This window comes from Bradyrhizobium sp. 61 (genome assembly GCF_023073075.1).
Classification (GTDB): domain Bacteria; phylum Pseudomonadota; class Alphaproteobacteria; order Rhizobiales; family Xanthobacteraceae; genus Bradyrhizobium; species Bradyrhizobium barranii.
In genome coordinates, this window is the sequence record NZ_JADPIU010000103.1 from 50,038 (window position 1) to 63,616 (window position 13,579).

Genomic DNA, 13,579 nt, shown 5'->3' on the forward strand with positions numbered 1-13,579 from the left:
GAGCGACTACGCGGTGACCGACAACGGCGGCGACTTCACCGTGCATGTCGTGATCGGGGTCGATCACATGAACAATCTCTATCTGCTCGACATCTGGCGCGGCCAGAGGACGACCGATGTCTGGATCGACGCGTTTTGCGATCTGGTCGAGAAGTACAAGCCGCTCGCATGGGCTGAGGAGACCGGCCAGATCAAGGCCTCGGTCGGGCCGTTCCTTGAGCGTCGCATGCGTGACCGTCGCGTGTGGGTCAATCGCGAGCAGTTTCCGACGCGCGGCGACAAGGCGGTGCGCGCGCGCTCGATCCAAGGTCGGCTCGCGCTCGACGGCATCTTCTATCCGAAGAACGCGCCGTGGGCGGCGGACTTCTTCGCGGAAGTTCTCAACCTGTGGGTTGGCAAGCACGACGACCAGGGCGACGCGCTCGGCCTTGTCGGCCAGCTGCTCGACAAGATGGTGAAGGGCCGCGTCGGCGCAGCGCCGACCGTCAAGCTGCCGGATGACGGCTACCGCTCGGTGAAACGCAACAACAATGTGGATGCCATGACGCTATGATCAATCTCGACACGGCTGTCGCAAACTACGCGAGCTACGAGAGTCCCAGCGACACAGCCACCTCGAAGCTGATCATCCGCCGCCGTGAGTTCGAGGACTACTGCTCGGCGAAATCGCGCGAGATCGAGGAGCAGCGCCAGTCGTGGCGCTACTATCACGTCGATCAGTGGACGCCAGAGCAGCTGAAGGTGCTGCGCAAGCGGCACCAGCCGCCGATCACTTTCGACCGCACCGGGCGCAAGATCGACAGCCTGTCGGGCACCATCCGCCGCCTGCGCACCGACCCGAAGTGCTATCCGAATACGCCGAACGGCGAGCAGGGGGCTGAGGTCGCGACGCAGGTGATCCGCACCATCAACGACGCCTCGTTCGCCGAAGACCTTGAAGTGGAGTGCTGCCGCGACGCGCTGGTGCATGGCATCGGAATCGACGAGCTGATGCTGGTGCCCGGTGACAAGGGCGACCCCGATCTGCGCTTCGTCTATGTGGACCCTCGCACGTTCTTCTACGACCCGCGCTCGTTGCGCTCCAACTTCGGCGACACCCGCTTTCACGGCGTCTACAAATGGGCGGACATCGACGAGCTGGACGCGCTCGCTGACGGCGCGTCGGAGCTCGTCAAGGAGCATCTCGACAGCGACGGCGGCTACTGGACAGCATTCGACACCGACCGCGAGAACCTCTGGGTCGATAGCCGCCGCCGCGTGCGCCTGATCGACCACTGGTACAAGCGCGGCGATCAGTGGCGCTGGTGCCTGCACACGGGCAGGGTCGAGATCATGAGCGGCGAGAGCCAGTTCTTCAACGAACGCGGCCTGTCGATCTCCAAGTATCACGCGTTCGCCAACATGATCGACATCGACGGCGATCACTACGGCTTCGTGCGCCGCCTCAAGGGACCGCAGGACGGGCTCAACCAGCACCGCTCCAAGGCGATCCACATCATGAACACGCGGCAGCTCAAGATCGCGCAGGGTGCCGTTGACGACATCGAGGTGACGCGGCGCGAGGCTGCGCGGCCTGACGGCGTGCTGGTCTACACCGGAGACCCGAAGGCGCTGGAGGTGCTGCAGCCGGAGCAGGAGTTCCTGCAGCAGACCAAATACTACGAAGACGCAAAGACCGAGATCGACAGCTTCGGCCCGAACCAGCAGCTGATCCAGGAATTTGGCCAGAACGTCTCCGGTCGCGCGGCGAACATGCTGCAGCAGGCCGGGCTCGCGGAGCTGGGGCCGTTCCTGAAAAATTTCCGCATGTGGAAGCTGGAGCGCTACCGCGCCTGCTGGGTCGCCGCGCAGCATTACTGGACCGGCGAGCGTTTCCTGCGCGTGACCGGCGACCAGAACGTCGCGCAGTTCATGCAGATCAACGGCGTCGAGCTGGACCCGTATGGCCGCCCGATGCTGGTCAACGTGCTCGGCAACATCGATGTCGAGATCAAGGTCGATGAGGGCCCCGACACCGAGACGGTGATGGGCGACATCTTCGACCTGCTGATGTCGCTGAACCAGAACAACGTGCCGGTGCCGCCGCAGCTCATCATCGAGGCGTCGAACCTGCCGCTGTCGGAGAAGAAGAAGCTGCTCGGCATGCTGGCGCAGCCCGATCCTGCGAAGCAGGCAGCGCAGAACGCCATCATCCAGAAGACCATGGCCGAAGCTGCTCTCGCCAACGCGCAGGCGGGCAAGGCGCAGGCCGACGCAGGCAAGGCGCAGACCGCAGGCATGCTCAACATCGCCAAGGCACGCACCGAAGGCATGCCGGACGGCGGCCCCGAACCGAAGACGCCGCTCGACTACGCGGAGCAGCTCGCCAACATCGCGGAGACGCAGGCGACCGCGGAGCACAAGCGCGCCTCGGCCGAAGCGTTGCGCAACAAGGACCGCGTCACGCCGCTGCAGCTGCTCGCGGACCACGCGCAGCGTCATGCTGATCGCTTCTCGCAGTCCATCGAGCAGATCGCCAGCCGTGGCATCGAGACTTATCACCGCAATCTCGACCGGCGCGTGGATGACTTCCACCGCGCCGAAGATCGCGACAGCCGCGAGCGCGTCGCGCGCTTCGCCGCCGCGCGTCGTCAGACTGCACAGAAATAGAAAACCGTCGTCGCGTTCCTGTCGTTCTGCGGCAGGCCGGTGACGGGCGGGCGCGGCCTGTCCCCGTGCCCGCAACACCCTTCGTCCGCGTGAACGCAATCACGCACCACGCCTGACGCGAGCGACATCGCGTCACCCAGCGAGAGGGATGTCTCGCCACGCCGCTCGTCGCGATAGCCGGGCCACGTTTGCCGGAAACGACATTCCGGGGAGACCACAAGGCAATGACTGACGTAACGCAGGGCGCTGACGCGCTCGACGAGAATGCTTTGTTCAACGCGGCTGTCGAAGCCGAAACGCTCGACAAGTTCGAGAACCCGCCACCCGTGAAGGAGCCGGACAAACCGGTCGCCCTGGCACCGGACGGAAAGACCGAACCGAAGCCCGAACTGAAGCCCGAAGCCAAGACCGACGACAACGCGCCCGTTCCTCCGGGTCGCTTGCGCGAGGAGGCTGAAGCGCGGCGCAGGGCCGAACGTGAACGCGACGATCTGCGGGCCCAGATGCAGCTGCTGGCGCGGCAAGCGCCGCCACAGCAGCAGCGCGAGCAGCCCAAGGGCGTTGACCTGTTCGAGAACCCCTCGGGGTTCGTGCAGCAGGAGCTGAAGCCGTACCTCGAAACCATCCAGTCGCAATTCCAGATGCAGCGTGAAGCGATGTCACTCGACTTCGCCCTGCAGCGGCATGGCGAGGAGAGGGTGGGTTCCGCACGGCAGGCCCTCGAACAGGGCATGCAGCGCGGTGATCCGCACGCGTGGAGCACCTACCAGCGCGCAATGGGTTCGCACGATCCCTACGGTGTCATCGTCAAATGGCATCAGGACGGCGAGACGCTGCGCAACATCGGTGGTGATCTCGACGGGTACAGGAAGCGCATTCTCGAAGAAGCACTGGCCGATCCCGAGTACCGGGCTCGCGTCATTGAAGCTGCGAAAGGTCAAGCGGCAGCGACAGGTCAACACGTCGCTCGCCCCGTCAAGCCTGCGGTCGCCTCTCCATCGCTCGGCAACATCGGTGCCGGTGGAGGCGACGCTCAAGTCGTCGAACCCTCCGACGCAGAACTGTTCCGGGCCGCAACTCAGGCAAAGCGGCGCTGAACACACAGGGCATCGCGAGAGCGAGCCCGCACGCGCCGCGCATCACCAATGGTGAGCGGCTATGCTTACGTCCAACCACGTCAATAACGAGGTCATCAAGTTTCGCCGTCAGGTGATCTCGGACTTCCTGCGGCGCTCGCGTTTCGATCCGTTCATGGGCGACAGCTCCACGAACGTCATCGTGCGCCTCGCCGATCTCGAAAGCATGGCAAGCAGGTCAACGTCCCGCTCGTCAACCAGATGTCAGGTGACGGCGTCGGCGCTGGTACGCTGCGCGGCAACGAGGAAATGCTCGACAGCTACGGCTTCCCGCTGTGGGCGGACTGGGCCCGCAACGCGGTCGCCAACAACCGCGCGTCGAACAAGGAGTCCTCGTTCAACGTCCGCTCGACCGCGCGCGATCTCCTGCGCGGCTGGGCACGCCGCGTCGTTCGTGACGACATCACGGACGCGCTGCTGTCGATCCCGACCGCGTCGGTGCAGGCGAACCGCTTCGGCGTTCCCGGCAACCGCGTCAACGGGATCAAGTGGTCGGCGGCGAGCGCAGGCCAGAAGGACAGCTGGATGAACGCGAACCTCGACCGCGTCCAGTTCGGCACGGTGGCCGCCTCGGCGGTGCCGTCCACCTTCGCGGCAGCGGCGCTGCTGCTCGACACCACCGCCGACATCATGACGGCGGCAGTGGGCTCGCTTGCCAAGCAGAAGGCGAAGCAGTCGGGCGTCTCCTCGGCCAATCCGGGCGTCTACAACGGCCGCCCCAAGATCACGCCGTGGGAGATCGAGGAGCTGGACGAGGAAATGTACGTCTGTTTCCTCGGCGACGGCGCGTTCCGCAGCTTGCAGAACGATCCCGTCATGTACCAGGCGAACCGCGACGCGCGTGCGCGTGAGGGCAACCCCACCAGCACCAACCCGATCTTCACGGGCGGTGCGCTGCTGTTCGACGGTGTTCTCTACAAGAACATCCCCGAGATCACGCAGCGTCTGAACCTCGGCACCATCGGCACCGCGTCGGCGAACGTCGAGCCGTTCTTCCTCTGCGGTCAGGCCGCGCTGGCCTATGCGACCGGCCAGATGCCGCGCCCGACGCAGCTGGAGGACGGCGACTACGACTTCGTCACCGGTCTCGGCATCGAGGCGCAGTACGGCGTCGGCAAGATCGCCAAGGCACCGCTCACGGCGTCCGGCGCGACGGTCGGCGATCTCGTCGATTGGGGCATGGTCACCGGCTTCGTCGCCACGACCTGATCTATCGACCCACAACAGCGACAGCGTGGACGGACCCGCCCGCGCTGATTTTTCTCGAACGATGAGATCATGACCATGGCTCCTCGCACTGCATACCGTCAGCCGCAGGCTGGCGGTCAGGGTTTCGCCCGCACCAAGAAGGTGTTCGGCGGCCCCACCATCACGCTCGTTGCCGGTGACGTTGCGCTCAACGCGCAGACGGCCATCGCCCGTGTGCCCAAGGGCTTCATCCTGCAGTCCATCGGCGGCACGGTCGGCGACCTCGATACCGGCGCGGCCCTGATGCTGGCGCTCGGTGACGCCGCCAACAACGCGCGCTTCTTCGCCGCCAACGCGATTGGACAGGCGGGCGGCGCGATGCCTGCGCTGGTCGCCGGTTCGGTCGGCTACGAGTTCACCGACGACACCGACATCCTGTTGACGGCAACGGTGGCGGCAGCGGGTCTCAGCCCGACACCCACGATCAACCTGCTGCTGGAAGGCTACATGAAGTGAGGGAACGCCGGGCTTCGGCCCGGCGCTTTTTCCGTTTCATGTGGAACGCACACCGTAAAGGGAAACGTGATGAAGAAAGCAACTGTGACGTACACCGCGCCGAAGGGCGAGGCGAAGACGCTGGACATCGGCGGCACCACGCTCGTCACCGGCAAGCCCGACACCGTGGTCTGCGACGACGCATTGATGGCGCGCCTGGAGAAGGCGGGCGGCATGCTCAAGGTCGAAGGCGTGAGCGATTACACGCCGCCGAAGGAGGTCTCCAAGGGTGATGAGCCCAAGGAGGGCCCGAAAACCGAAGCCAAGGACGAGCACATCGGCAAGGCGCACCGCTAAGCCGAAGGCGAAGAAGAAGGTGAAGAAGGGCCGCCGTTGAGCGGCCCTTTTCATTTGGGGAGACATCATGGCCATCGAGATCATCAACGGCCCGACGATTGCGGCGGGCGAGAGCCTGTCCGACGCCGTCGATTGCAGCGCGGGCCAGATCGTGCGGCTCACCATGCCCGGCGACTGGCTGAACGCGCCGCTGACGTTCCAGATTTCCAGTGACGGCCTGTTCTTCAACGATGTGTTCGACAACAAGGGCATCGAGCTGAAATCGATCGTGGTGGCGGGCACGGCGGTGATCGTCCCGGCCGACTATCTGGCCGCCGCCAGTTTCATCAAGTTCCGCTCGGGCACGCGTGACCTGCCGGTGACGCAGCCTGCGGAGCGCGTCTTCGCCATCGCGCTGGAGGTGATCCCCGGTCCCACCACCGAACCCGCCCTGCGCATCAAGCTGGTGCCGTGATGGCAGAGACCCACAGCGCTGAGGAGCTGATCAACAAGGCTGCAGCGATCCTCGGCAAGTATGTGCCGGGCGAGGCGCTCGGCGATGTCGAGCACGCGACCATCGACCGCTGCATCGACGATGTGATCGCCGAGATCAACAAGATCGTCGCCATCTCCGACCGCGACGAAATCCCCAACCTCGTGTTCGAGACCATGGCGCGCCTCGTCGCGATCTACGCGGCGGCCGAGTTCTCGAACCAGCCGCTCGATCTGATGGCGGTGCAGCAGCACGAGCAGCGGCTGCGCTACCTGATCGCGCAGACGCCGACCTACGAAGTGCTGGCGGTGAATTACTTCTGATGAGCGATGTCCCGTTTCCTCTCCTGACAGCGCCGGGTCTCAAGCCGCAGGCCGCAGGAGGCCGCGTGCTCAACTGCTACCCGGAGAAGCTGCCCGAGACCGCTGGCAAGCCGTATGGCTGGTTCAGGGTGCCGGGCCTCAGCGCGTTCGGCACGACGCCGAGTGGCCGCTTCCGTGGCGGCGTGCTGGTCAACAACACGTTCTATGGCGTGTTCGGCACGTCGGTCTATTCGTGGTCGGCCGCTGGCGGCGTGGGCACGCTGCTGCCGGGCGCGATCCCCGGCAGCGAGATCGTGTTCGGTGCGCGCAACAACGCCGCCAATCCCGACGTGGTGTTTGTCTCGCCGGGCAACGGCGCATTCTGGATCAACGGCAGCGGTCAGGTCGTCACCTATCCCGACGCCAATGTCGGCCAGCCCAACGCGGTGGTGTTCCACAAGGGCTTCTTCGTCTTCACCTATGGCAACGGCACCACGCGCACCTCGAACGTCAACGTCACCACCATCAACGTGCTCAACTCGGCCACCGCCGAGAGCAAGCCCGACACGCTCTACCGTCCGGTGCCGCTCGCCAACGGCCAGCTGCTGCTGTGCGGCTCGACCTCGCTGGAGGTGTGGGGCGGCGCGAACGACAGCGGCTACCCGTTCTCCTACATCGCGACCATCGGGCGCGGCCTCGTTGGGCCCGCCGCGATTGCAGGTAGCGAGGACGGTTTCGGCAAGGGCATCTTCCTCGTCGGCGACGACTACCGCGTCTCGCGCCTCAACGGATACGAGTGCGTGCCGATCTCGAACTCCGACATCGACACGCTGATCGAGCGCGAACCGGTCAAGAGCAACATTCGCGTCGGCGTGTTCAACTCGCGTGGCCACGGCTTCGTCGTTGTCCAGGGCGCGGCGTGGTGCTGGATTTTCGACACCACGCTCAACACATGGCACGAGCGGCGCTCGTACCTGCAGCAGTATTGGCGCGGCCTCTATCCCGTGCAGGCTTTCAACAAGTGGCTGTGCGGCGACAGCGACGGCGCCAACCTGTGCGAGATCAGCGCGCAGGTGCGCAAGGAGCTGGGCAACCCGATCAACATGCGGATCGAGACCGGCCCGTTCGGTTCATTCCCCAACGCGGTGCGGATCAACGCCATCGAGCTGTATTTGACCAAGGGCGCGAGCGACGCGACCGGTCACGACCCCGACGAGACCAATGTCGAGATCGCGATCTCGATCTCCCGCAACGGGGGTCAGAACTGGTCGAACCCGCGCAACGTCAAGATCGGGCGGCAGGCGATCACCAACGGGCGGGTGCGCGCCTCGATCTGGGGACAGGCCGAAGTGCAGGGCGTGCGCTGGCGGTTCGAGGAGAGCGCGGGCGTGGACTTCGCTTTCATGGGCGCCGACATGCTCGGGGACAAGCTGCGATGAGGACGAAGTTCTCGTTGCCCGCGCAGAACGTGCCGATCCTTTTGCCTGACGGCACCATGAACCCGACTTGGTACGAGAAGCTCAAGGTGATCGAGAGCTTCGTCAATCTGTTCGGCTACATCGAATTTTCGCGGCCGACCTCTCCACCCGCATCGCCGCCGACCGTCACCTCGATTGCCAACAATCAGGTGCTGATCTGGGACGCGACACAGGGCCAGTTCAAGGCTGGAGCAAACTGACATGGCTGGTTTCTTTGACACGCTGTTCGGCGGTGGTGCCGAACGCGAAGCTGCGGAAGCCAACCGGCGGCTCGCGGCCGAGTACCAGACCTCCTCGCTTGATGCGCTCAAGAACACCTACGGCGAAGGCACTGCCGCGCTCAACAAGGGCATCTCGGCTTACGACCCGCTCGCCGCGCTCGGCACCAAATACAACGCTGCAGGCGATGTCTGGATGAACGCGCTCGGCGTCAACGGCACCGATGCCGCGAAGGGCGCGCAGTCCGTCTTCCAGACCACGCCCGGCTATGAGCTGACGCAGAACGCCGCGCTCGATGCCATCGACCGCAGGCGCGCCATCGGTGGCATGTATGCGAGCGGCAACGCCGACATCGACACCGGCAACTGGATCACCAAGAACCTCTACGAGACACAGTACCAGCCGTGGATGGCGGGCCTGCAGGGCGCTGCTGGCATGGGCGGCCAGTACACGGCGGCGGCGGCGCAGGGCCAGCAGGGCGGCTACACCAACCTCGCGAACCTCGCCTCGCAGTACGGCCAGAACCAGACCAACGTCTACGGCAACAACATGAGCACCAACGTCGCGGCGAACAACCAGCAGGCCGCAGGCGAGGCGGCGGGCGCGAAGAACCTGCTCGGCGCGGGCCTGTCCATCGCGGGCGCTGCGTTCGGCATGCCGGGCCTCGGCTCCAGCTTCACGGGCGGCGGCGGTGGTGGTGGCGGCGGTGCCTACTCTGGCGGCTCCTACAACTTCTCAGGCTCGCCGCTCGGGCAGGGCCTGAGCAAGTTGGGCGGCATGTTCGGCTTCGGCTAGGAGACCGGCGATGGCGATCAACCCTGTCCGGTATGACATGCCGGGCTCCTTCATCGGCGAGATCGACTGGTCACCGCTGGCGCGCATCGGTGAGACGCTGCGGAAGAACCGCGAGGAGGAGGAAGCCGCGCGGCTGATCGCGCAGCTCTACGGCTCGGGTCAGAATGGCCCCCAGCAGAATGGCCCTCAGGTGACTCAGGCGCCGCCCGTGGGGAGTCCGCCGGTCGCCGCTGCACCAGCAGGCCCCGCCGTCACGGAGCGCATCCCGCTGCCCCGGCCGCGTCCGCAGGAGGCGACTGGACTGCCGGGTCCGACCGTGCCGCCGGGCGTCACGGCACCGCCTTGGTTCGACCAGGCGGCGGCCCAGACCTTCGGCCAGTATCCGCTCCGCAGTGGCACCGCGCCGGTCCCTGCCACGCAACCACCGCCGTGGCCGGATGCGCCTGCCGCTCCGGCTGAGCCTGCCGTGGCCGGACCTGCTGCACCTGCTCCTGTCGCACCTGCGCTGGCGGCTGCTGCACCTGTCGCGCAGGCGGCCGACCCCATGGCGCGCTATGCGCAGGCAACGTCCGCCATTGAGAGCGGCAGCCCGCAGGGCAACTACCGGCTGGTCGGCCCGCAGACGAAGACCGGCGACCGCGCCTTCGGCCGCTATCAGGTGATGGGTGCGAACGTCCCCGAGTGGACGGAGCGCTATTACGGCCAGCGACTGACGCCGCGTGAGTTCCTGATCAATCCGCAAGCGCAGGACGCGGTCTACAAGGGCGAGTTCGGCCGCCTCGTCGATAAGTACGGCCCGACCGGCGCCGCCAAGGCGTGGTTCGCTGGCGAGCGCGGCATGAACAATCCGAACGCGCGCGACATTCTCGGCACCTCGGTGTCGTCCTACGCGGATCGCTTCAACCGCAACCTCGGCCTGCCGCCCGAGATCACGTCGGGGGCGTCGCGTGGCGCGCCGCAGAGCAACGCGCTCGCCTTCAACGAGGTGCGCAACAGCGCGGTCGGTGCGCTCGTCAGCGACCAGCCGCAGGCCCCGGCGATCAGCCCGGAGCAGCTCGCGGCGCTCGCCCGCAATCCATTGACGCGACCGCTCGCCATCGGCCTCGTGCAGAAGCAGCTTGATCCCGGCACCTACGACTTCAAGGTGGTCGGCGACAATCTGGTGCGGACCAACAGCCGCACCGGTCGCTCCGAGATCATGATGCGCGACGTGAAGAACGATTACGAGGTGAAGACGGTCAAGGACGACAGTGGCAACGAGCGGCTGGTGCGCGTGAAGAAGCAGGGCGCCGAAGGCCCGATTGACATCGGTGGCGGTGCAGCCGACGCGGGCGGGAAGGGCGGCAAGCTCCCGGCGAATTACCGCTGGCTCGATCCGAACGACCACGCCAAGGGCGTCGAGCCGATCCCCGGCGCGACCCCCGAGAAGATCGGCGACGAGATCGTCGCGCGCATCGGTCTCGCCAAATCGTTTATGGGCACGCTGCCCGATCTGCGCGCGCGCGTCGCGCGCGGCGATGTCGGCATCGAGAACTGGCAGAACCACGCGAAGGCGATTGCGAATGTCGGGGTGCCCGGCGAGACCAAGCGCATGCTGGACGCGGGCGCGGAGAGCCTGATCCGCCTGCTGACCGGCGCGGGCATGAGCCAGACGGAGGCAGAGCAGAACGCGCAGCAGTACCGCATCACGCCGCGTGACACGACCTTCACCATCAGCTCCAAGATCAACGGGCTTGAGCGGCACCTCAGCACGATGGGCGAGCTGCTCGGCAAGGGGAGGGGTGGCGGCAATCTGCTGACTGCGCCGTCGGCCGCTCCTGCCGCCGCACCGGCTCCTGCAGCAGCTGCAGGGCCAGCGCAGGGCGGCTACGTCGAGACCAAAACGATCAAGGGGAAGACCTATGGCCGCAAGGCTGACGGCAGCTGGGACGCGCTCTGATGGCAACGCCCGTCACCGATGCCGCACTGCTCGCTGAGCTGAACGGCTCTGCAGCGCCGACCAGCGGCACACCCGTCACCGATCCCGCCGTGCTCGCGGAGCTGGACCCGATCTCGTGGTCGGACGTGCCGGGGCGCGCGCTGCAGAACGCGCCATCGAGCATCGGCAACTTCGTTTCCGACATCGTGCAGCCGATCCTGCATCCAATCGACACCGCGACCGCGATCAAGAATGTCGGGCAGGGCTATCTCGAAAAGGGCGGCCTGATCTCTGGCGACGAGCACACCCAATATGCCGACGCGGTGAACCAGTATTTCGCCAACCGCTACACCTCGACGGAAGGCTTCAAGCGCGCCCTGGCGGAAGACCCTGCCGGTGTGTTCGGCGACATCTCGACCTTGCTCACGGGCGGCGAGGCGGTGCTCGGGCGCCTGCCGGGTCTCGCTGGCAAGGCCGCGAAGGCCGCAGGCACGGCGGGGCGTTTTGTCGATCCGCTCAATGCAGTGACCGCGCCTGCGGCTGGCGCAGTGTGGGGGGCGAACAAACTTCTCGGCGTCACGACCGGCGCGGGCGGGGAGGCCATTGCGGCGGCCCGGCAGGCGGGGCGCGAGGGCGGTGCCGCGTCGGAGGCGCTGACCTCGCAGATGCGCCGCAATGCGCCCATCGACGAGATTGTCGCCGACGCGCGCGCTGCGGCCAATCAGATGAAGCGCGACGCGCAGGCGAGCTATCAGCGCGAGATGGCCGCGACCCGCGCCAACCCGGCGCAGCTGCAGTTCAACGACATCGACGCTGCGGTGAACCGCATCGACAACATCGTCAATTATCACGGCAGGCCGCGTCAGGAGCTGCTGCCGATCCGCGACAGGCTGGTGGACCTCGTGAACGAGTGGAAGGGTCGCGACCCCGCCTTCTTCCACACGCCCGCAGGCTTCGACGAGCTGAAGAAAGTCGTCTACGAGGACGTGCTCGGGAAGATCCCGTTTGAGGACAAGGCGGCGCGCAAAATCGCTGGCGATCTCTACGACGCGGTCAAGGGCACCATCGTCAAGCAAGACCCGACCTATGCGAAGACGATGGCAGATTACGAGCGCTATTCGACCGCGCTGCGCGAGATCGAGCGCACACTGATCGGCAAGCCGAACGCGCCAGTCGAACCGGCGCTACGCAAACTGACCTCGATCATGCGCAACAACGTCAACACCAACTTCGGCAAGCGCATCGACATGGTGAGCCAACTCGAGGCCGCAGGCGCGCCGCAGCTCACCAACAAGATCGCGGGCGCGTCGCTGAACGCGTGGGAGCCGCGTGGTCTCGCGAGGGCGGCGAGTGGCGTCGAGCTGTTCCACGCGCTCGGCGATCTCGCCAGCGGTCACGTTGGTTCGCTCGCGCTGATCCCGGCGACGCTGGCGGCGGGCTCGCCGCGCATCGTCGGCGAAGGCTCGCACGCGCTCGGCGTCGCGCAGCGCTACATGGATCGGTTCGGCTATCGGGCACTGGAGGGGCTGCGGCAAACCGGCCGCGTCCCGCGACTATACGTTTCACCAAACCGCGATCAGTAGCCCGCCTCTGGCGGGCTTTTTGTTGAGGCACAGATGGCAGGCACCATCCCGCTTTCGCTCACCCAGCAGTTCGACGAGTTCGGCAAACCGCTGTCGGGTGCGCTGCTCTACATCATTCAGGCGGGCACGGTGAGCACGCCGCAGCAGCCCTATCAGGATGCGTCGCTGAGCATCCTGCAGCCGAACCCGATCCAGCTGGACGCCGCTGGCCGCGTGCCGCAGTTCTTCCTCGCGGACGGCTACATCAAGGTTCGCCTCGACGACAAGTTCGGCGTCACCCAGCTCGCGCGCGACGGCGTCCTCGTGATCGGCCCCAGCGCGGGCGGTGGCGGTGGCGGCGGTGTCGATCCGACCACGCTGATCCAGACCGGCGCGATCCAGCCGTTCTACGGGACGGGCGTGCTTGCCGGTTTCGTCCGCATGAACGGGCGCACCATCGGCTCGGCCACGTCGGGCGCTTCGGAGCGCGCCAATGCGGACTGTCAGGCGCTGTTCAATTTTCTCTGGAATGGTGACAGCACATTGCCGGTGTCGCCGTCGCGCGGCGCGTCTTCGGCGGCGGATTGGGCGGCGAACAAGACGATTACGACGCCAGACGCGCGCGGACGCTTGCTCGCCGGTCTCGGCGCCATGGGCAGCACCGACGCGGGCCGCCTGACGTTAACCTATTTCGGCATCAACCCCGATCAGCTTGGCGCCGCCAGCGGCGCCGAAATCAGGGCGCTGGCGCTCGCCAATCTTCCGCCGATCACGCCAGCGGGCGTCATCAGCAACGGCGCCATCAGCATCAGCCACAACGCGCAATTCCTCGGTGGCGGCGCCCTCATCTCCAATAGCTCGCCGGGCGGTTCGTTTCAGAACACGGGCGCAACCATCACCGCCTCGCAGGCCGCATCCACGTTCACCGGCTCGACTGGTGGCGGCTCAAGCTCGCCGTTTTCGGTCACGCAGCCGACGTTGCTGGTCACGCTCTACATCAAATTGTGA

At 66.1% G+C, this 13,579-nt stretch carries 13 protein-coding genes and 1 pseudogene; all 14 read left to right on the forward strand.

The window, feature by feature from the left end; translation table 11 throughout:
* The first annotated feature begins 13 nt into the window (after positions 1-13).
* Positions 14-553, forward strand: a complete 540-nt coding sequence (gene terL / locus IVB46_RS39760) for a phage terminase large subunit (protein ID WP_247311045.1) — start codon at positions 14-16, stop codon at positions 551-553.
* On the forward strand, positions 550-2,649 hold the full coding sequence (locus IVB46_RS39765; RefSeq protein WP_247311042.1) for a hypothetical protein: 2,100 nt from the start codon (positions 550-552) through the stop codon (positions 2,647-2,649). The genes terL and IVB46_RS39765 overlap by 4 nt, the downstream gene beginning before the upstream one ends.
* 224 nt (positions 2,650-2,873) lie before the next feature.
* Positions 2,874-3,746 carry a hypothetical protein gene (locus tag IVB46_RS39770; protein WP_247311039.1) on the forward strand — a complete coding sequence of 291 codons (873 nt, stop codon included), beginning with the start codon at positions 2,874-2,876 and terminating at the stop codon, positions 3,744-3,746.
* Between the two features lie 210 nt (positions 3,747-3,956).
* Positions 3,957-4,994, forward strand: a pseudogene (locus tag IVB46_RS39775) (DUF4043 family protein); the annotation flags it as partial.
* Positions 4,995-5,063: 69 nt separating this feature from the next.
* The gene (locus IVB46_RS39780; protein WP_247311034.1) at positions 5,064-5,489 is read left to right on the forward strand and encodes a hypothetical protein; all 426 of its coding nucleotides are present in this window, start codon (positions 5,064-5,066) and stop codon (positions 5,487-5,489) included.
* Positions 5,490-5,558: 69 nt separating this feature from the next.
* Complete coding sequence (locus tag IVB46_RS39785) at positions 5,559-5,825, forward strand: hypothetical protein (RefSeq protein ID WP_247311031.1); 267 nt, start codon at positions 5,559-5,561, stop codon at positions 5,823-5,825.
* 67 nt (positions 5,826-5,892) lie between these two features.
* Positions 5,893-6,279 (forward strand): hypothetical protein, encoded by a 387-nt coding sequence (locus tag IVB46_RS39790; protein WP_247311027.1) that lies wholly within the window; start codon positions 5,893-5,895, stop codon positions 6,277-6,279.
* The gene (locus IVB46_RS39795) at positions 6,279-6,620 is read left to right on the forward strand and encodes a hypothetical protein (protein ID WP_212490714.1); all 342 of its coding nucleotides are present in this window, start codon (positions 6,279-6,281) and stop codon (positions 6,618-6,620) included. The genes IVB46_RS39790 and IVB46_RS39795 overlap by 1 nt, the downstream gene beginning before the upstream one ends.
* Complete coding sequence (locus tag IVB46_RS39800; RefSeq protein WP_247311024.1) at positions 6,620-8,038, forward strand: cadherin-like domain-containing protein; 1,419 nt, start codon at positions 6,620-6,622, stop codon at positions 8,036-8,038. Before IVB46_RS39795 ends, IVB46_RS39800 begins: the two co-directional genes overlap by 1 nt.
* The gene (locus IVB46_RS39805) at positions 8,035-8,277 is read left to right on the forward strand and encodes a hypothetical protein (RefSeq protein WP_028152237.1); all 243 of its coding nucleotides are present in this window, start codon (positions 8,035-8,037) and stop codon (positions 8,275-8,277) included. Before IVB46_RS39800 ends, IVB46_RS39805 begins: the two co-directional genes overlap by 4 nt.
* 1 nt (position 8,278) lies before the next feature.
* Complete coding sequence (locus tag IVB46_RS39810; protein WP_247311021.1) at positions 8,279-9,091, forward strand: hypothetical protein; 813 nt, start codon at positions 8,279-8,281, stop codon at positions 9,089-9,091.
* Between the two features lie 10 nt (positions 9,092-9,101).
* Positions 9,102-11,030 carry a hypothetical protein gene (locus IVB46_RS39815; RefSeq protein WP_247345332.1) on the forward strand — a complete coding sequence of 643 codons (1,929 nt, stop codon included), beginning with the start codon at positions 9,102-9,104 and terminating at the stop codon, positions 11,028-11,030.
* Positions 11,030-12,592, forward strand: a complete 1,563-nt coding sequence (locus IVB46_RS39820; protein WP_247345335.1) for a hypothetical protein — start codon at positions 11,030-11,032, stop codon at positions 12,590-12,592. The genes IVB46_RS39815 and IVB46_RS39820 overlap by 1 nt, the downstream gene beginning before the upstream one ends.
* Before the next feature lie 33 nt (positions 12,593-12,625).
* A complete protein-coding gene (locus IVB46_RS39825) occupies positions 12,626-13,579 on the forward strand; it encodes a hypothetical protein (RefSeq protein ID WP_247345338.1) in 954 nt (317 codons plus the stop codon).